Here is a 21,309-nt window from a genome sequence, read left to right as displayed (position 1 = left end):
CACTGTTAAACTCGTCACATTCTGCTTAGGGGACTGATCTGAATAACGCTGCGCGAGCAGCGGGGTATTCAGGCTGGCCCCGGTGTTATTGCAATGCCCACTGGGCTCAGGGACGGCATGATCAAGTTTTACCACTCCAACGACCTCGATGTTCTGAAAGGCATTTTGTTGTCTTTGATGAAGCACAACCCTCCGTCGCCGTTCGAGCAGGAAGCGATACTGGTGCAGAGTCAGGGCATGGCCCATTGGCTTAAACTGAACATCGCCGATGGTCTTGGGGTATCGGCTCAAGTCGATTTTCCACTGCCGTTCAGCTTTGTCTGGAAAGTATTTAACCAGCTTCGCCCGGATTTGCCGGAGCGCTCTCATTTCGACAAGCCGTTCATGACCTGGAAGCTCATGACCTTGTTGCCGGAATTGATTGAAGCCGCCCGCGATAACCCGGATCACCCGTGTGCGGCCATTGCTCACTATCTCGATGACGACCCGCAAGGACTGCGCTGTTTTCAGTTGTCACAAACCATCGCCGACGTGTTCGACCAATATCTGGTTTATCGCCCCGACTGGTTATTGGCATGGGAGAACCAGCAGGACGAGATTGAGGGCGCCGACATCTCCCTGCACCCGTGGCAGCCGGTGGTGTGGCGGGCGCTGGTGGAGCGCAGTCGTGAGTTGGGGCACAGCCTTGATCACCGTGCTCGCTTGATGGAACAACTGGCCGATTTGGTCAGGCAGCACCCGGAGCGCCTGAAGGGTTTGCCCAAGCGTTTGTTTGTGTTTGGTATTGCCGCGTTGCCAGGCAGTTACTGGCAAGTCTTGAATGCCATTTCTGAACGCATTGAGGTGCATTTTTTCCTCTTGAACCCGTGTCGAAATTTCTGGGGCGACATTGTCGACGACAAACGCCGGGCACGGATTCTGCGCCAGTCGCCAGAATCTGCCGCTTATCTGGAGCGGGGTAATCCCTTGTTGGCCAGTTGGGGGCAGCTCGGACGGGACTTCCTGACCATGGTACACGACACCGAATTAGAGCTCGACGTTGAAGCCTGGGTAGATCCTCAACCGCAGCCCCAGCGTAACCTGTTGCAGCACCTGCAAGCCGACATTCTTGAACTGCAAGACCGCCAGCAGCTGGCCTTTACCGAGCAAGCGTTAGACAGCAGTGATTTCAAACAAGCGGTTGAGGCAAGCGACGACAGCATTCGTATTGTCTCGGCTCACAGTCCGCTGCGGGAAGTGCAGCGCTTGCAGGACCAGCTACTGAATTGGCTGGCTGATGACCCGACCTTGCAGCCTCGCGACATCGTTGTGATGGTGCCGGACATTGATGCCTATGCACCCTACATTGATGCCGTATTTGCCAGCGCCGACGTCAGTCGAAAAGCCAACAGTCTCTATATCCCGTGGGCCATTGCCGACCAATCGCTGGTGGCAGAAAACCCGTTGCTAGACACGTTTTTGGCCTTGCTGGCGCTGCCAGACAGCCGCATGACGGTGACCGAAGTACAGGACTGGCTGGAAGTACCGGCCATTCGTTTGCAATTTGGCATTGCCGAATCCGATCTCGACACCATCAAGGAATGGCTGCAGCGAGCCAATGTGCGCTGGGGGCTGGATCGCCAGCAACGGAACGGTTTGGGCGTGCCCGGTTTTGAACAAAACAGCTGGCGTAAGGGATTGCGTCAGTTGTTGCTGGGGCTGATGATTCCGGAAACCCTGCCGTCCAGCTCCATGGTGCCTGGCTGGCAGGGTGACTGGCCGGTTTCGGCGGTAGAAGGCAGCAGCGCGGAATTACTCGGCAAGTTGCTGGCATTGATTGATGCGCTGGAGTACTGGCAGCAGGCGCTGGCCAAACCGGCGACTGCGCTGCAATGGATCGAACGGGTGTCCGAACTCACCCGGCAGTTGTTTACTTCAGACTTCAGTCGCGCCGATCAGGTATCCGCTTACGAACAGCAACGTCAACAGAATTCCCTGCAACAAATACGGGATGCCATTCAGAGCTGGCAACAAGAGCTGGAACTGGGTGGTTTGGTGAACGACGAGCAAGGCGGTGAACAGCAACTGTCGATTCGTGTGGTACGCGCCTGGTTTGTGAATGAACTGGGTCAGCAGGGCGGTTGGCAACGTTTTCTGGCCGGGCCAGTTAACTTCTGTACCCTGATGCCGATGCGTTCGATCCCGTTTCGGGTGGTGTGCATGCTGGGCATGAACGACGCCGACTATCCCCGTAAGGTGACGCCGGTCGGGTTTGATCTGATCATGGCGGGTAAGCGTCGTCAGGGAGACCGTTCCCGTCGGGACGACGACCGTTACCTGTTTCTGGAAGCCGTCAGCTCGGCGCAGGACAAACTCTATATCAGCTACCGTGGTCGCGGTGTGCGCGAGAATAACGAACAACAGCCTTCGGTATTGGTCAGCGAACTAACCGACTACTTGTGTGATGGTTATTGCCTGTCGGACTGGCAGCCAGCGGCTCATGCCGATAGCCGCCAGTGGATGCGTCAGTGGTTGCAGGAAGAGCTGCCTTTGCAGCCGTTTAATCCGCAGCTGTACTTGCCGCGCTCTCCAGACAATGCGGCTCAAGACAATGTGGCCTGGGACAATACGATCCAAGACAGCACTAAAGAGAACAGCAAGATTCCCTCTCGCACGATTCAAAGCTATCACCCGTTGTGGGCCGCCGTGGCTTCAGCCCCCATGCAAGTTGAACCTGAACGGTTTATTGCCAAACCCTTGCCGATACCGGAAGAGTGGCAAGACGATCCACAGTCGGCCTTGCAGCTGGAGCTGAGCGACATTCAATCGGCGTTGAAAAGCAGTGCTACGTTCTTCCTCAAACGTCGTTTGCGCATCGACCTGCAACCGCGTTGGCAGGAAGAGCGTACCGAGGAACCGTTCCGGCTGGATACGCTGGAGCAGTATCTGTTTCGCGATGAAGAAGTCGGGCTGGAAATCGCTCAGGTAGCCGCTGACTCGGGAACCGATTGCGGCTTGCAGCCCGATAGTCTTAAGCGTTTACAGCGACTGCAATCGCTCGGCCAGCTACCCGTCAATGTGCTGGGAGAACTGGCTCTTGAAGATGCCATAGCCGAGGTGCAACCCCTGGTTCAGCGAATTCGGCAGCTACAGCCTCAAGTCGGCGAGGCTACTTCCTGGCGTGTGGAACTGCCACTGCCTGCGTCTGTACGGGCCTTGTTCGGCAACCATGAGCGCTTGAGTGCCAACGAACAGCTGACCATCAGTGGCGAGAGTCTGGCGATGACGGCCGGTAAAACACTCGTTCGATGGCGCAGCGGTAGCGTGCGCGGCAGTCATCTGCTGGATGCCTGGGCCGAACTGTTGTTAGCCAATCTCGCCTCCGACGGTGAGGTCAGCAACCTCAGCTATCTGGGATTGGGGGACCGCAAGAGCGGCGAGGTATGTGAATACCAGCTGGGCTGTCCTGAACCAGAGCAAAGCCAGGCGCTGTTGCTGGAAATGGTCGAATACCTGATGCAAAGCTGGCTGATGGCCGGTGACTTGCTCCCCGATTTGCTGTTCAGCCTGCTGTCACAAACGCCGGATGTGGATCTTGCTGCCGTCGCAGCCGGTTCCAACGACGATGACAGCGAACACCAACAAGCGATCGAAGAATGGCTAACCCTTGTTAGGCAAGCATTGGCCAGCGACTTTGGCGAGTTGCAAGGGGCTGAACTGCAACGCTGTCGGCCGGAATTATTGGAGTCACTGCTGAAACCGGACTACCTGCAACACTGGGTCAGCCGTCATAACCACCTGATGTCGTCCTTGATGAAATACACAACACGCGCCGATGCGGCTCAGGAGGGAGTATGACCTCCATGAATGCCATTCCACTGGATGTTTCCACTTTTCCGCTTACCGGCCAATCGCTGATTGAAGCCAGTGCGGGCACCGGCAAAACCTTTACCATTGCCAGCCTGTACAGTCGTTTGAGTCTGGGACATAACACCGGTTTGCCGCCGTTGGGTTGTGATCAGATTCTGGTGGTGACCTTTACCAAGGCCGCCACGGAAGAACTGCGTGGCCGAATTCGTGAGCGCCTGCGCGGCAATCTGGAAGACCTGCTGCGTCAGCAAGCCGGTCTGCCATTAACAGACGGGCTGCTGGCCAGTTGGTTACAACAGCTGGACTGGTCGGACGAGCAGCTGCAACAGCAGATCGACAGCTTGCAGGCCAACCTGTCGGCGATGGACGACGCCAGCATTTACACCATTCACGGTTTTTGTCAGCGCATGCTGAAGCAGTTTGCCTTCGACAGTGGGGTGATGTTCAGCGCTGATCTGGAGATGGATACCGCCAGCTGGCTGAAGCAGGCCTGTGAAGATGTGTGGCGTCAGCACATGTATCGGGCAGAGCGTACCGATGTGCTGGTGTACCGTTCGGTGTTTCCGTCGCCGGACGAACTGATGAGCAAGATTCGGGGCTGGTTCTCGCGCCCGGATACGGTGTTTGTCCCACCGGTGCCTGCGGCCGAAGCACCGGACTCCCGTGAAGCCGAACAGGCGTTCGAGAAAGCACTGGCGGCGGCTCAGGCGAGTGGCTGGCAAAGCATCGGCGACTTGCTGTTGGAAGCGGCCACCACCAAACAGCTGAACAACAACAGCTATAAACCGGCTTCTATACCTGGTTGGCTGAAAGACCTGCAACGCTGGTTTGATGGCGGCTTTTCACTCAAGGTGCCAGCCAAGGCCGAGAACTTTACCGCTCGCCAGTTGAGTGTCAAAACCAGCAAAGGCAAAACCACGCCAGAGCACGATTTCTTCGATGCGATGGACGTGCTGCTCAGTGCACTGGAACCATTGCAGCAGTATCAGCACCAGTTACTGAAAACCCTGCCCAAAGCCTGGTTTGATGAGGTGAAAACCCGCTACTTCCAGCTGCTGGAGCAAGCCGGTGCCTTGTCGCCAGATGACCTGTTGCGGCTGCTGGACAGTGCCTTGCAAGGGGCTCAAGGTTCCGCACTGGCGCAGCAAATCCGAACCTTGTATCCGGTTGCTCTGATTGATGAATTTCAGGATACCGATCCGATGCAGTATCGGATCTTCCAGACCATTTATGCCACGGCTGCTGATACAGAGGATGGCGCTGAGTCAGCACCCGCCTGTGGCCTGACCGCCATTGGTGACCCCAAACAGGCGATTTATGCCTTCCGTGGGGCGGATATTTTTACCTACATTCAGGCCCGTCGACAGATGCCGCCAGAGCGTATTTTTACGCTGGATACCAACTGGCGCAGTCACAGTCGCATGATTGGCGCTGTGAATCGGCTGTTCGATGAGCACCCGTCGCCATTTGTGTTTGATGACGATATTCCTTTCTTTCCGGTAAACGCCGCTGGTAAACATGACGATGCTGCTTTGCGACTGAACGGCGAGGCGGCTGCACCACTGCAATTCTGGCTGCCCTCTGATGCCGAGGCGGAAGAAGAAACCCGGGAAGCCGGTGTACGCCGCTGTGCTGAAGACTGTGCCGACAGCATTCAGCGCATGCTGGCCGGGGCGGCGCAGTTGGGTGAGCAGACAGCTCAGGCGCGGGACATGGCGGTGTTGGTACGAACCAATGCCCAGGCGCAAATGATGCGTGATGCGCTGGCGCAACGAGGCATCGCAGCGGTGCTGCTGTCGCGGGAGTCGGTGTTCAAATCGACCACTGCGGTCGAGCTGCTGAACTGGCTTAGCGCGGTGGCGGAACCGGCTGACGAGCGTTTGCTACGCAATGCACTGGCAACCCGCTTGCACGGTTTTAGCGTTCACCAGATTTACCAGTTGCAAGTGAACGAACGCGAGCTGGAACGTCAGTTGGAGTGGATGCATCACTACCACGAACGCTGGAACCGTAACGGCATTATGGCTGCCATTCTGGACTGGATGGCCCGGGACGATCGTGCCGCCCGCATTCGCCATCAGGCGGATGGTGAACGCACGCTGACCAACTTGCTGCATTTGGGCGAGTTGTTGCAGCAGATCAGCCGTCGTTTGAAAGGGCAGCAAGCCTTGTTGCGCTGGTTCCGTGAGCGGGTGCTGGACGCCAATGAATCCGGCGAAGACGCCCAGTTGCGGCTGGAGTCGGACGCCAATCTGGTGTCGATTGTCACCATTCACAAATCCAAGGGTTTGGAATACCCGTTGGTGTTCCTGCCGTTTGTCTGGGCAGACCTGACCAAGCTGAATAACGTTGAAGACGTGCGCTATTTTGACGGCGAGCAGGTGATTCTTAACCTGGATGCCGGTCGGGATGAACGCGATCTGGCGGCCCGCGACAAACGGGCTGAATACATGCGTCTGTTGTACGTGGCACTGACCCGGCCGAAACAGGGCTGCTTTGTGTGGTTGTCGAAGGCGAATGTCGGCGGTCGTGCGAAAAATCCACCGCCGGTGTTGCAGTCGTCGGCCCTTGGCGAGTTATTGCAAATACAGCAGCGAGGCTGGCAAGGGCTGGCTGAATTGTCTGATGACAGCTTGTATCTTGGCCCGGCACCTGAGCTGCAGCCAGACGAAGCAGCTTTTTCAGGCGCATACGCCGAACAGCTGGGCGACAATGCCCAGCTGCAAGCGGCTGACTTTACCCGCAAGATAGATCGCCGCTGGCGGGTTTCCAGTTTCACCGCCTTGAGCCAGCAGGATGTGGCCAACGAGCAGGGTCTGGAAGAATCCCAGGAAGGTGGTCTGCGACAAGACGAAGGCAATGGCTGGCAGCAAGCCAGAGGTATGCTGAATGCCGGGTTGCCAGTTGCTGGCACTGCAGGAGTGATTCCTGGCGGCGAGAGCATGAGCGGTGCTGGCAACAACCTGACAGAGGCTAATGCCGAACTGGCCGCTGAAGCCCAACGGGCAGCTAGGCAACAGGCCTTTGTGCAACATCTGGCCATGCAATTCCCGCGTGGCTCTCAGGCCGGTACCTGTTTGCACAGCATTTTTGAACACTGGAATTTTACCGACAACAAGGCGCTGCAACGGGATGTATTGCCGAAAGCATTGCGCCACTTCGGCTTGCTGGACGACGTGTTGGCCATTGCGCCCTCTGACGCTGACGAAGCGTCTGAGATCCCGATTGAAGAGCACCAGGCAATCGAACAGCTGTCAGATTGGTTGCAGCATGTGGTGACCACGCCGCTAAGCGGCGACATCCAACTGCACCAGCTCGATAGTCGTCAGCGACTGGATGAAATGGAGTTCTGCCTGCCCGTCGGCAATCTGTTCGCCGATGGCCTGAATGCCTTGCTGCGTGACAGCCGTAGCGCCGATATGCAACGCCCCAAACTGCAATTCCGGCCACTGGATGGCTACCTGAAAGGCTTTATCGACCTGATTTTCTGTGTTGACGGCCGTTACTACCTGTTGGACTACAAGTCGAATTATCTGGGCGACAACCCGGAAGATTATCTGGGTGAAGCGCTGGATCAGGCAATGGCTGCACATTACTACGATTTGCAGGCTCGTATTTACAGTCTGGCGTTGGATCAGTTCCTGCGTCACCGGGTTCCGGATTATTCCCCAGCGCAACATTTGGGTGGTGTGTTCTATCTGTTCCTGCGGGGGATGCAGCCAGGCTGTGATTCGCAGTCGGGAGTGTGGTTCAGCCCGATTGACCCGCACGATTTGGCCCGTTGGCAGCGAGGCATGTTGCGTTTGCCTGCCACGGAATCCGTGGAGGGCAAAGCGACTGGTCTGGATTCTGGCATGAACTCTGGTTCTAGTACGAACCTCAGCATGAACTCCGGCACGAACTCCAGTCAGCAAGGGGAGTTACCTTTCTAATGATGTCTCAAGGATCAACTCGTCATCCGCAAACCGATGGGCTGCAAATCAGCATGAAACAGAGTGCCATGGCGGCACTCTGGCAGGCATTGCAGGAAAGCGACCGGCTGCGGGAAATCGACTGGCAAGTGGCCAGACAGCTGTTTCTGTATCAGTCGCAGTCGTCCGGCCCTGACAATAGAAGTCAGGAAGCTCAGCAAAGCCGGAATGCTCATAACAATTGCCAGGATCAGGATGCCGCAATGGTAGTGGCCGGGCTTTTGGTATCCTGGGCCTTGGGGCGAGGACAAGTGTGCCTGCCGCTGGCAACGTCCCCCCTGAAAGACATTTTGCCGCAGGGCTTGTACGTCGATGCGGCCAGCTCTACTTCCAGCGCGAATTCTGGTCAGGTTCCGTCCGCCATAGCCGCGCTGAATATGCTTTGGCCGACACCACAGCAATGGCAAGGCTGGCTGGAGCAACATCCGGCGGTGTTTAACAGCACCGCCGCTGGCCCGGATGCTGTTACGGCGGCTTATCAGGGCCAACCGCTGGTGCTGGAAACCTGGCCGCAGCCACGCTTGTATCTGGCGCGTTATTTCTTTTATCAGCACGGTCTCGAACAGCAGATTCGCCAGCGACTGGCTTTGCCGGTCGAGCTGAATATGACAGCCATGGCGCCGGTATTTGCAGACCTGTTTCCGCCGCAGGCTGTGCCCGCCAGTGCGGGGCTAATGGAGCGGACCGACTGGCAAGCAGTGGCCGCTGCAACGGCCTGTTTGCAGCGTTTTTGTGTGATTACAGGTGGCCCGGGAACAGGCAAAACCCACACGGTTACGCGCTTGCTGGCGGCTTTGCTGAGCGCCGAACCGGATCTTCGAATTGCCCTGGCGGCTCCGACAGGAAAAGCCGCTGCCCGCATGACCGAGTCGATTCGTGCTGCCCGTGAGCGTGGGGATGTTGCTCATGCTGACGCCATCCCGGATACCAGTTTTACCCTTCATCGTTTGTTGGGCTGGCGACCTGATGGTTTCCGCTACGGCGAACAGCAAACCTTACCGTATGACTGCATTGTGGTTGATGAATCCTCGATGATTGACCTTGCCATGATGTATCAGTTGGTGGCGGCAACTCCGGCTTCAGCGCGGTTGATTTTGCTGGGCGACCGGGACCAATTAGCCTCGGTGGAAGCCGGCAGTGTGTTGGCAGATCTGTGTAATGCCGGTAACCAGTGCTGGCCCGATGCGCAGTTTGCCGCCCGGATTAGCGCATTGTGCGGCCAGCAGTTGCCTGCCAATACCAGTGCTGGGGCGACTTTCGAGAACAGTACAGAGAGCAGAGAAGACAACGGTTGGGTATCTGATGATTCCGCTGATCACTTACAGCCGTTCGAAACAGCAGACCTGTTTGCAAGCGCTGACCTTGTCCCGGATTCCGCGCCAACGGAGTTTCCTCCCTCAAATTCAGATCCCATTGCGTCGGTGATGAGCGGTGCTGCAACCAGTACAGATGTCGTCGACCAGCCAGCATTTAATATGGCCAATGCCGTTGCCGAACTGAAAGTGTCACGCCGTTTTACCGCCGACAGTGGTATTGGCCAGCTGGCCAGTGCGGTGAATCAGGGGCGCTCCAGTATTGCCTTGCAGCTGTTCGGTCGTCACCCTCAGGCGTTGTCGCTGCGTTTGCATGATGATCAAGGCGCCATGCCTCGCGATGCGTCGCAACTGTGTGACTGGGAAACGGACTTGCTGGACGGTCATCGCTACTATTGCAGCCGCATTGCCGTTGCAGCGCCGCGTTCGATGCAGGAGCAGGAACAGGCAGGGGCCGAGGCGCTGGCGGCGTTTGCCGAGTTTCAGGCGCTGGTGGCGGTGCGACAAGGGCCATTTGGCGTGGAGAATCTGAATCGCCATGTTGAGCAACTGCTGACGCGACAAGGGCTTCTAAATCGGGCGTCAGACAGCGTCTGGTACGCAGGGCGCCCGATTATGATTACCCGTAACGATTACGACCTCGGCCTCTACAACGGCGATATCGGTGTGGTGGTGCGTGATACCAGCGGAGAATTGCGGGTGGCCTTTGAGGCACGGGAAGGCGGAATTCGCTTTTTATTGCCCAGCCGACTGCCCAGCCATGAAACTTCTTTCGTTATGACAGTCCATAAAAGTCAGGGATCGGAGTTTCAACAGGTAATGTTGCTGTTGCCAGAGCAATGGCAGCCAGTGATCACCCGAGAGCTGATTTACACCGCGATCACCCGAGCCAAGGAACGCTTTGTGTTACTGACCCAGCCCGAAGTTTGGCATATCGGTTTAAAGAGCCGGGTAGTGCGAGCCAGTGGCTTGCGTGACGCTTTGTGGGCGTCAGATCGGTGAGTGCAGCCAAAAACCGACATATTTACCCTTTGGAAAAGTCCTGTTCTGGCTCTGAACGACAGGGCATTTTATTTAACTGTTTATATTTACATGCGGAGTTTGCATGACCTCCCAACGTGACGATTCGGATATCAACGAACCGCTGGTAGCGTCCCGTGAAACCAGGACTCACTCAACATCACAGTCTTCAGCACCGGTACCGGGTGGCAAGCCGCCACGCGGCATCCTGTTCTGGCTGGGCCGCACCGTGCTGGTGTTGCTGCTGTTATTGATCATTCTGGTTCCGCTGGTGCGTTACGTGGCACCGCCGTTGGCGATTTCCTGGTTGAAGAACTGGTACGCCGAGCAGGGTGACGAGTACCAGTTGCAACTGGCGGACTGGCAGCTGTCACTGTGGTCCGGCACGCTGGCGCTGAATGGCATTGTGCTGGATCACCCGGGTAAGGATGGCGACCAAACCTCATTGCAGTCTCTGACGTTGGATGTGAATACCGGCCTGCTCAAGGACCGCACCATCGAGATTGAAGGCGTATCGGTGTCTGGCTTAACACTGCAAGCCAGTATGGCCGATAGCACTTTGCACCTTGCGGGTCTGGAATTGCCGCTGGAACAGCAGGCGACGTCTACAACAACTGCAGGCGCCACCAGCCCAAGCGAGCCATGGCGGGTAATGGTCAATGACCTGACGTTGTCGGACTGGAACCTGAACTGGCAGCAGCCAGGCCTGAGTAGCAAGGCCACCCTGAAACAGTTGTCGCTGGCGAATTTCGACAGCGAGAACCCCGCGTCATTTGATGTGACTACCTCGGTGGCGCTGGAATCCCTGGCGCTTGATGACCAACTTCTGACCAGCCTCAACCAACAAGCCTTGGTTGATACCTTGCAGCAGTCGCTGGCGGCCGATACCGAGTTGAAGCTGACGTTAGAACAGCCGTTTCAGGTTGATTGGTCTGGCCGCGTTACCCAGTGGAACAGCACGCCGGGAGTGGCAGGCGACCTGACACTGGGAAGGCTGGAATTGCGGGCTCTGGATGCTATCGAGCTGGGATTCGATCAGTTTTCGGTGGAGGGTATCGAGGCCAGTGCGTCACAACAGGCATCCGCCGAGGTGAATTTGACCGGTCTGCATATTACCTCTCCTAACGCTCGTCAGGTGGCGCGAGACCTGTTTGTGCTGGAGCAATACCAGCTTGATCGGGCGCTGTTCGACGGTCAGATGCTGCAACTGGGCAAGCAAACCATCAAGGGTCTGAAGATTGATGCCCGATTGGAAGACGAGCGTCTGAATCAACTGCCGTTTGTGATTGCATCGGTCAATACAGCGGATGCCCAGGATTCTGTTAACGGAGGTACTGACTCCAGTGAAACGGGTGTCAGTGAGTCCGCTGAGCGTAGTTCCGTAGCAACACAAACAGCTACACAAGTAAGCCCGCAAGCAAGCCAGTCTCGTCGTGGTACTGGTCCGGGTGGCTTGCCGGAATTTCATCTCGAAGGAGTGGATGTTCAACAGCTGGACATCGGCTATCGTCAGTCTGGCATTGTGGCGCACATCACTTCGGATGCCATGAATCTGGGGGTGATCGACAGCGCCCAGAATCTGCCGATTGAATTGAACGGTAGTCTGGATGTTCAGCGTCTGGAAGTCGAAGAGCCTCAATCCGTGGCCCTGCTGCAACCGTTGAACTTCCGCTGGTACGGTCAGCTGCGTGATTGGCGTCGCCAGCCGCAGCTGGTGGGCGACGTTGTCTTTGAACACTTCTCGGGCCGTGCAGAAGGTCAGCCACCGCTGTCGTTCGATAGTCTGGCGGTGGAGGGCATCAGCGCTGACCGTCATATCCAGTCTGCTGAACGGATAACCCTGAGCAATCTGGTGGCGCAATTCCCGGACGGCGAAACAGAAGCAGTCAAAAACAAGGGGCCTTTGCTGAGCCTGGCCAGCTATGTGATTCCGAAGCCCTATTTCGATGGCGATGCCTTCACCACCGGGATACAGACGTTTGCCGGTTTGAAGATGAATCTGGTGCGCTTGCAGGACGGCCGCATTGCCGGTACGCCGGTGGCCTCGGATGCCGGTGCCAAAGCCAATAATGGCGGCACGGGCAGCTCAGAAGGGCCCGTCGCGCCGACGGTAAATCCAACCTTGCCAATCCTGATTCGGGTGGATGGGGTTGAGCTGCTGACTGAAAACGCAGGCACGGCCATCGATAGCCGTATTGAGTTTGAAGATCAGGCGATTCAGCCAAATCATCGCAGCTCTCTGCAACTGCGTACCTTCACCGTGGGCCAGGTCGACAGCAATGAGCTGTTGGGCAATCCGGAGAGCCGTGTACCGGTGAGTGTGTTGGCGGGCCTCGACAAATACAACGACATCAAACTGGATGCCAAAGTGGGGTTGAGTGGCGGTTTGCCTGAAGGCAATTTCAACTTCTCCATCAGTCAGATGAACTTGCCACCGTTCAGTCCTTATGTGTCTCAGGCGATTGGCTACAAGGTGCAAAAGGGCATGCTGCAGTTGAAGTCGAATGTTGATGTGGTGGCGGGACAGATGGACGGCAAGGCGACGCTGCGACTGCAAAACAGCAAGTTTGAACCAGCCAACCAGAAGCGGATTGACCGCGTCAGCAAGCAAATTTCGATGCCGGTTGAAACCGTGTTGTCGGTACTGAAAGACGATAACAACAACCTCAAAATTGATATCCCGATCGACGGTCCGATCAACGACCCGGGTATCGGCATCAACGACATTCTGCAACAGGTGACCAAAACCGCGGTGCGTACCGCCACCCTGTATTACTTGCAGCAAGCGTTTCAGCCTTACGGTGCGCTGATCAGCCTGGGCTCTATGGCGTCCGATACCCTGTTTGCCATTCGACTGGAGCCGCTGAAATATCAGCCACAACAGTCAGATCTGACCTCTGAACAAACGGATTACCTGCAAAAAGTTGTCTCCACCATGAAGAAAAAGACGGCGCTGGAGCTGCAAGTGTGTCCGTTCGTCAGTAAGGAAGAAGCGGCCGCCATGGGAGATCAATGGTTCGGTCTTGGCATTCAACGCGGTGAAAACGTTAAGGACTGGTTGTCGCAGTTCAAGGACGACAAGGACAAGTCCTTGTCCCGTCGAATTACTGTCTGTTCGCCCGAGCAAGGCAAGGACTCCCGGGTAGAGATGGGTTTCTAACGCCAGTACCACTGCCCGCTGAAAACGCCTGACCAACTGGTCGGGCGTTTTTATTTGTGGACACTGGTTTTCGGTGTGTTAAATAAGTGCTATCAGGTACGAAATTATTACAAATTAGTACCAGAATGCCATTGAGGTGCCTTCTCATTTGCATTACCTTTCCTGACGTTTTTGACACACAACAACAAGAGTTAGGAAAATCATGAAACGTTCGATGCTGGCAGCTGCCATTGCAATGGCTGCTTCTTCCACGGTTATGGCTGAAACCAATGCTGAACTGAAAGCAGAAATCGCCGATCTGCGTGAGCAACTGAATGCCGTTGCCGACATGGTGGAAAGCAAGGAAAGCGCTCACAGCGGTGTGAGCCTGGGTGGTTACGGTGAAATCCACCTAAACCTGAATAACGGTACCGACAACGAAATCGACTACCACCGCTTCGTATTGTTCCTGGGTAAGGAATTCAACGACACCACGCGTTTCTTCGCTGAGCTGGAGCTGGAACACAGCCTGGCCGGTGACGGTAAGCCAGGTGAAGTTGAGCTGGAACAGGCTTTCATCGAGCACGATCTGAACGCCAACAACTCTGTCAAAATGGGTATGTTCCTGATGCCGGTTGGCCTGCTGAACGAAACCCACGAACCAGATACCTTCTACGGTGTTGAGCGTAACAACGTAGAGAAAAACATCATCCCAACGACCTGGTGGGAAGGTGGTGTTATGTTGACCTCTCGTCTGGCTCCAGGCTTGGCAGTAGATGTGGCCATGCACTCTGGCCTGAGCACTTCCGACGGTACCATCCGTAAGGGCCGTAAGAAGGTCGCTGAAGCACCTGCCAACAAGGCTGCTTACACCGCACGTATTCGTTACACCGCCATTGCCGGTCTGGAGCTGGGTGCAACCCTGCAACGCCAGGACGACATGCTGCAAGGCGCGGGTACTGAAGAAGTGAACGGTACTCTGGTTGAAGCGCACGCCGCTTACCAGAAAGACGGCTTCGGTCTGCGTGCCCTGTACGCCAGCTGGTCCCTGTCTGACGCTGTTGAAGATCAGGGTCTGGCCAAAGGCGAAGGCGCCACTTCCCAGAAAGGTCTGTACATCGAGCCTTCCTACCGCGTCGGCGATGTGGGTGCGTTCTACCGTTACAGCCGTTGGGACAACCAGGCTGACGCCGATCTGGGTACCGATTACACCCAGCAAGACGTCGGTGTTAACTACTGGTTGAGCGAAACCGTTGCCCTGAAAGCGGACTACTTCCGTCAGAACAAGGATGGCGATCTGAACGCGACCGGTTACAACCTGGGTCTGGGCTACAGCTTCTAAGCGATAGCCAATCCGCAGGATAGCCAAAGCCCGGTGCATCGAAAGATGCATCGGGCTTTTTTGTGTCTTGCAGGTTTGTGCAGTGCAGGTTTGTGCAGTGCAGGTATATCGGTGGCAGATTCCTGAATGACAGATTCCCGGACGGCAGGCATAAAAAAACCGGAGTGGCGAACCACTCCGGTTTTTGTCAGGCAGTGAAAACCGGGATTAAACCGGTTTCACAACGAACAGCAGGTCGCCCTGGTTCACCTGTTGGCCATCGGCGTTCATGATACGAGTGACCTTGAACTTCTGGCCTGCCGGGTACAGTTCGGCACCAGCACGGTTGAACTGCTTCAGGCTCAGCGGCGTGAACATCTTCATCGCTTCCATCAGACACAGGGTCTGCTCAACGTCGATGATGTCGCCTTCTTTCACGAACGCAGGTTCGCTTGGAGAAGATGAGCCGTAGAAGATAGACGTGGTTGGAGACAGAACTTTCAGTTCGTCAGAACCTTCAATCTTCAGTTCAGAAGCATCTACTGCGTCAGCGGCCAGATCGGCGGCTTCTTCAACGTCCTTGATCAGGGCATTGAGGTCGGTGCGATCCAGGAATTTCGGCAGGTAGCCAGTGTCGTAAACACCGTTCTTGAACACTTCATCATCCAGAATGCGCATGGCGGTCGGGATGTTGGTGCACACGCCGGTGATCTTCACGCGGCTCAGGTATTCACGCAGCTTGGCTACAGTGTCTTCACGGTCCTTACCGTAACAGATGATCTGGACGATCATGCTGTCGTAGAACGGTGATACTTCCTTACCGGCAGCGGCCATGGAAATCAGATCGATGTAATCTTCTTCCGGCAGTACGCATTCGCGGATCTTGCCCGGAGTAGGAACGAACTGCAGCTCGTCACCCTTGATTACCGGCTTCTCGGCGTTGATACGTACTTCAATGGCGTAACCGTTCTGCTTCGGCGTCAGGTCAGCAATGGATTCGCCTTCCGCGATCTTGAACTGGGTGGATACGATATCAATACCGGATACCCATTCCGTTACAGGGTGTTCTACCTGCAGACGGGTGTTCATTTCCATGAAGTAGATGGTGTTGGCATCGAGGTCGAAAATGAATTCAACGGTACCGGCACCGAAGTAGTCCACGGCGTCGGCCAGCTTGGTGGCGTAGTCGTAGGACAGCTGTTCCAGTTCACGCGGCAGCATGGTGGAGCCGGATTCTTCGAACAGCTTCTGGTTGTTACGCTGTACGGAACAGTCACGCAGACCCAGAATCTTGGTGTTGCCGTGCTTGTCACGCAGTACCTGTACTTCGATGTGACGCAGGGAAGTGACAAACTTCTCCAGGTACACGTCGCCGTTACCGAAGGCCGCCTTGGCTTCCGTAGAGATCTGGTGGAACAGGGTGTGCATCTTGTCGGCAGAGTGAACCACCTGGATGCCTTTACCACCACCACCGTGTACGGCTTTCAGCAGTACCGGGTAACCGATTTCTTCTGCAACCGCCGCTGCGTTGGCAGAGCTGGTCAGAATGCCGTGAGAGCCTGGGACAACCGGAACTTCAACGCGCATCGCGGTGTTAATCGCGTTGGACTTGTTACCCATGGTTTCCATGGAGGAAACAGCAGGGCCAATGAAGTTGATGTCGTGGTTGCCACACAGAGCGGCGAACTGGCTGCTTTCAGACAGGAAGCCGATGCCCGGGTGCAGGGCTTTGACGTTTTCGTGGTGCGCAACACGCAGCACGGACTTGGCGTTCAGGTAGGATTCATCCGGAGTGTTACCACCGATACAAATCACACGGTCTTCAGGGCCAAGCATGTCCACTGGAACGGAGTTCATGTCCGGGTCGGACTGAACCAGAACCACCTTGATGTCGTTTTCCTGAGCCTTGCGGATCAGTTTCACGGCAGTACAACCACGGGCGTGTACCAGCACCTTGTCGACAGGACCGAATACCTTGTCGCTGTTGGCGCCTTTGCCAGTGTCCGGAATCAGACGCTCGGCAGTCACGTAACCTTGCAGAACACGATCCAGAACGTCATCAACGGTGTGACGTGCGGTTGGCATGTCAGGGTCGATGGCGCGCAGACGGTCGTCCATATCGTCGAAGAACGGGTGGGCCACCAGACCGTCCATGGACTTCGGAGAAACAGACAGGTAGTTGGACAGGGTGCTGGTGCTTGGCAGGTAGCTAGGCACAACAATCTGACCGGCGAACGGCATGTTGGTACCGGAGAAGTAGTAGGTCTGCGCCAGCGGGTGAGTCACGAAGGACGCCTGCGCACCACCAGTACAGTCACCGAAGCCGAAGATCACCATTGGCAGTTCGTTGTCACGAACAAAACGGGTGATACGGTCGTTGGTTACCGCCATGGAGAACAGTGCCGCAGCACCTTCTTTGGTTTGCATACCACCGGAAGAAACGAAACAAACGATTGGCAGGTGCAGCTTGGCACACTCCACCATCAGCTTGCAGAATTTCTCGGCAGAAGCCATATCGAAGGCACCGGCCTGGAAGTCCAGGTTGGATACCAGCGCACCGACTTGCTGTTCGCGCTCACCAATCTTGATGGTACCGATACCGGTGATCACACCACATGGCTTGACGTCTTTCTTCAGAGCGCCTTCGATGGAGCTACGGAAGCCTGGGAATTGAACCGGGTCAGCCGACATCAGGTTGGCGTTGGTTTCCTGGAAATCGCTGAAGAAGCGCTCAATGATGGCATTGGCGGAGGTCTTCTTCTGACGCTTGGTGTCGTCCAGAACCTGCTGGATCAGCAAGTCGTGGTAGGCCATGGTCAGACGGTTCCAGAAGTCTTTACGACGACCAATGGTTACCGGGTTGATGCGACCGTTGTAGGCCTTGCCCTGTTGCTCGGCGGAATAGTATTCCGGCAGCAGTTTTTCCAGAATGAAGGTGATCACCACGAACAGGGTGTCAGACAGACGTGGGAACGCCAGCTTCTTCCATTCTTCAACGGACTTCAGGAAGGCACCACGCTGACCGCTCTTGCAGAAGTAGCTCAACCAGTAGTTGAAGGATTCCTTCTCTTGCTCGGTGTAGGTGTCGCCAGAAGTCGCTTCGGCGAGGGATTTTTCCAACAGTGCTTTCAGGCTTTCCAGCGACAGCGCGCGGCTCTCGTTGGCTTCCTTGGCAACGTTCACCAGGTTGCTGATGAAGTTGTCGTACATCTTGCCGAACACCAGCATGTTGTGACACACCTGGGTGAATTCCAGACGCAGTTCATCATGCAGAATGGCGTCCAGAATGGTGATGTCCGGATGCTGTGGGTTCTGGATGTTTTCCTGACGGAACTGGATGTACGGCGCCAGAGACTCTTCCAGAATACGACGGTTGGCTTCGATGGTCGCCGCGTCGGTGCTGTTGGCCAATGCTTCGGTACGGGAAGACAGCTTCAGCTCGGAACGAATGGCTTCAGGAACCAGAGCGCCTTTCAGGACGATGTTCAGGGCGGACGCGATGGTCTGCTTCAGAGCGCCTTTGGACTTCTCTTTTTCCATGCCCTGGGTCAGTTCCTGATGAACATCGTGAGGCAGTTGTTCACGAATGTACGCCGCCAGTGGGTGGGCGTTGTTTTCGATGAACTGGGCAACGGACTGGGTATCCAGAACGTCAGCAGCGCGTAGCAGGAAGCGGCTCTGCTTGTAGTCTTCCAGGTAGTTCAACAGACCGTTGAAGTTAACCGGTGCGTCGGACTTCCAGCGGTTGAACAGGTACAGACCCAGGTTAAAGCACAGCTCTTGCTTGGCTTTCAGGTAGTTGTTCTTTGGTTCACCCAGGAACAGACGTGCGATGGTGCCACGGCTTTCGTCGCGGTCTTCGTACTTGCTCCAGAAGTTCTTCCAGCTCTTGTGCAGCGTGTCGTCGTAAACGATTTTCTCAGGCGCTTGCAGCCAGTTCTGGAACTTGCGCTTGGATTCGGCTTGTTGACGCTGTTGCAGCTGACCTTCCGGAATCTCTTTCTCAGCCAGACGGCCGTAGTTTTCAACGGTGCTGGAGTGAATTCGACGACGCAGGGTCAGGTAACGGGTGTAACGGTACGTCAGACCAAACAGGTTAACGTGTTCAGTCGGGCTTTCTGCTACGAAGAAGTTAGCGCCTTTCTGCAGGTTTTGCAGTTTGTCAGACGGCTTCAGGAAACGCTCAACCGAGGTCTTGTAGTGGTCCAGCATGTATTCGTTGTTCTTGGCGAACTCGACGGCGCTGCCTTCGATGGACTGAATACCGGAAACCACGGCCTGGTGCAGGTTGAAACGCTTTTCGTCAGCGTCGGTCGGGGCGTAGTCGATGATGCCATCGATGATGCCGGCTTTACGCAGTTCGTAACCGGATACACCCACGTACTTGGCACATTCCTGCCAGGACAGGTTGTACTTGCGGGCAATGCTCGCCAGACCCTGTGGCTGAATGGTGTTGAAAATACCGTCGCGCACGGTCAGCAGGATGTTGGTGGTGGCCAGTGGAATGGCACCGCCGGAGTAACCTGCACCCCAGATAATACCCAGAGTTGGCACGTCGTTGTTGGCCATCTCGGTAATCAGGTGGGAAATGCTGTGCGCCTGGTTGCCGGCGTTGGCAACTTCACCGGCGTCCGCTCCAGGCGTGTCGATGAAGGTAACGATTGGCATGGAGCGTTGGGCGTAGCCACGAACCAGCTGAGCCGCACGGTTGTGGTGCTGAGGGCCCCAAACGCCGTTGGCGGTTTCGCGGTTCTGACAGATGAAGGCAACGCGACGTACCTTGCCGTTGAAGTCCATGTCGGCTTCACAGGCGTACAGAGGGCCGTCTTCAACTTCAGTGATGGTACGCAGGATCAGGTGCTTGACGACGCTCTTGGCGCCTTCACGGCTGTTGCTTTCAGAAGGAGCAACCACCTGTTCGATGTATTCGTCGATGTTCAGGGTTTTCAGACGCGCCAATTCGGTGTCACAGGTGTCAGGCGCAACCAGACCTTTTACGGTTTGGTCAACAGCGTTGTCTTCATACTCAGGGAACAGGGAGAAGTCTGCCGATAGCTGTTCGGCAATTTGAAAGAGCTGGTCTACTTGTTTGGAAATTTGTTCAGACATGTTGGGTTAATTCCGTAATGTGCCGATCGTCGGACCAGGTTGGTTGGCATACCGCCAAACCAATCATGCCCGCTGGGCAACCGATGTTTTCAGTTGCCGTCGCAGGCCTGGTAAGTCAGGGAGCAAGGATCGGGTTTCCCTTGCCCCTGGCTGCTGATTAGACAGCCTTGAAAATCAGTGTGGCGTTGGTGCCACCGAAGCCGAAGCTGTTGGACATAACGTACTTCAGCTCAGCTTCACGGTTCTCTTGAACCAGATCGTACTCAGCAGCGCCTTCATCCACTTCAGTGATGTTGGCACTACCGGTGATGAAACCGTGTTTCATCATCAGCAAGCAGTAAATGGCTTCTTGCACGCCCGCGGCACCCAGAGAGTGACCGGACAGGGACTTGGTAGAGCTGAACGGTGGCACCTTGCCATCAAAGGCCTGGGCTACGGCTTTCAGTTCGGTGATGTCGCCTGCTGGAGTGGAAGTACCATGAGTGTTCAGGTAGTTGATTTCCGGGTTGCCGGCTTCTGCCATGGCAATCTGCATGCAGCGAACTGCACCTTCACCGGAAGGGGCTACCATGTCGGCGCCGTCGGAAGTGGCACCGTAGCCAACCAGCTCACCGTAGATGGTGGCGCCACGGGCTACTGCGTGCTCGTATTCTTCCAGTACAACCATCGCGCCGCCGCCAGCGATTACAAAACCGTCACGGTTAGCATCGTAGGCACGGGAAGCGGTGGCTGGGTTGTCGTTGTTCTTGGTAGACAGTGCGCCCATGGCGTCGAACTGCATGGACAGTGCCCAATGCTCTTCTTCACCGCCGCCGGCAAAAATGATGTCTTGCTTGCCAAATTGAATCAGCTCGGCACCGTGACCAATACAGTGTGCGCTGGTCGCACAAGCGGAGGTCATGGAGTAGTTGGTGCCCTTGATCTTGAAGGCAGTTGCCAGGTTGGCGGAGGTTGTGGAACCCATGGTGCGGGTTACACGGTATGGACCAACGCGCTTGACGCCTTTTTCACGCAGGATGTCGACAGACTCAACGATGTCGCTGGTTGAGGCGCCGCCGGAACCGGTGATGATGCCGGAACGTGGGTTGCTGACCATTTCGTCAGTCAGACCAGCGTCGGCAATGGCTTCTTTCAATGACAAGTAGGAGTAAGCAGCAGAGTCGCCCATGAAGCGCATCATTTTACGATCGATGTGTTCACTCACGTCGATTTTCGGACGGCCAGCAACGTGGCTGCGCATACCGATCTCAGCGTACTCAGGAATGAATTGGATACCGGAGCGCTGTTCGCGCAACGAGGACAGTACTTCTTCCTTATTGTTGCCCAGGCAACCAACGATCCCTATACCTGTAACCACTACTCGACGCATAACTAGATCTCTGAACTTGTTCTAAGTGACTGAAACGCGACATCGTACGACCGTCGCGTTGAATTAATGTTTCAAAAATAAGTAATGAGCCCTGAAAAAGCTCAAAATACTGAAAATCGCCGTCCACTATATAGCAGGCGGCAAAAATGGATAAAGAAAAATATTCTTAACTGAGAATCGTCAATCGCGACTCAAAAAGCCCGACACAGATCACGCCA

Annotated in this window: 7 protein-coding genes; 5 read left to right on the top strand and 2 right to left on the bottom strand. The window is 55.8% G+C overall.

Features of this window, described 5'->3' with window-relative positions:
* The first annotated feature begins 117 nt into the window (after positions 1 to 117).
* The 5 genes from recC to G516_RS0103930 all read left to right on the top strand — a co-directional run bounded on the left by recC (position 118) and on the right by G516_RS0103930 (position 14,634).
* On the top strand, positions 118 to 3,837 hold the full coding sequence (gene recC / locus G516_RS20955) for an exodeoxyribonuclease V subunit gamma (RefSeq protein WP_051218914.1): 3,720 nt from the start codon (positions 118 to 120) through the stop codon (positions 3,835 to 3,837).
* Complete coding sequence (recB, locus tag G516_RS0103945) at positions 3,834 to 7,781, top strand: exodeoxyribonuclease V subunit beta (RefSeq protein WP_028292563.1); 3,948 nt, start codon at positions 3,834 to 3,836, stop codon at positions 7,779 to 7,781. Before recC ends, recB begins: the two co-directional genes overlap by 4 nt.
* Positions 7,781 to 10,135, top strand: a complete 2,355-nt coding sequence (locus G516_RS20950; RefSeq protein WP_051218913.1) for an AAA family ATPase — start codon at positions 7,781 to 7,783, stop codon at positions 10,133 to 10,135. The genes recB and G516_RS20950 overlap by 1 nt, the downstream gene beginning before the upstream one ends.
* Before the next feature lie 103 nt (positions 10,136 to 10,238).
* Positions 10,239 to 13,313 carry a DUF748 domain-containing protein gene (locus G516_RS0103935; RefSeq protein ID WP_028292562.1) on the top strand — a complete coding sequence of 1,025 codons (3,075 nt, stop codon included), beginning with the start codon at positions 10,239 to 10,241 and terminating at the stop codon, positions 13,311 to 13,313.
* A gap of 202 nt (positions 13,314 to 13,515) precedes the next feature.
* Complete coding sequence (locus G516_RS0103930) at positions 13,516 to 14,634, top strand: porin family protein (RefSeq protein ID WP_036534327.1); 1,119 nt, start codon at positions 13,516 to 13,518, stop codon at positions 14,632 to 14,634.
* 207 nt (positions 14,635 to 14,841) lie between these two features.
* On the opposite strand, the gene G516_RS0103925 is transcribed toward G516_RS0103930, so the two are convergent.
* Both G516_RS0103925 and fabB read right to left on the bottom strand, forming a co-directional pair.
* Positions 14,842 to 19,722 (bottom strand): ATP-binding protein, encoded by a 4,881-nt coding sequence (locus tag G516_RS0103925; RefSeq protein WP_028292560.1) that lies wholly within the window; start codon positions 19,720 to 19,722, stop codon positions 14,842 to 14,844.
* A 157-nt stretch (positions 19,723 to 19,879) separates the two neighbouring features.
* On the bottom strand, positions 19,880 to 21,091 hold the full coding sequence (gene fabB / locus G516_RS0103920) for a beta-ketoacyl-ACP synthase I (protein ID WP_028292559.1): 1,212 nt from the start codon (positions 21,089 to 21,091) through the stop codon (positions 19,880 to 19,882).
* Positions 21,092 to 21,309: the final 218 nt, after the last annotated feature.

Source organism: Oceanobacter kriegii DSM 6294 (genome assembly GCF_000422845.1).
Taxonomy (GTDB): domain Bacteria; phylum Pseudomonadota; class Gammaproteobacteria; order Pseudomonadales; family Oceanobacteraceae; genus Oceanobacter; species Oceanobacter kriegii.
The sequence above is the reverse complement of the archived record's forward strand: the minus strand, read 5'-3'. Positions and strand labels throughout refer to the sequence as shown.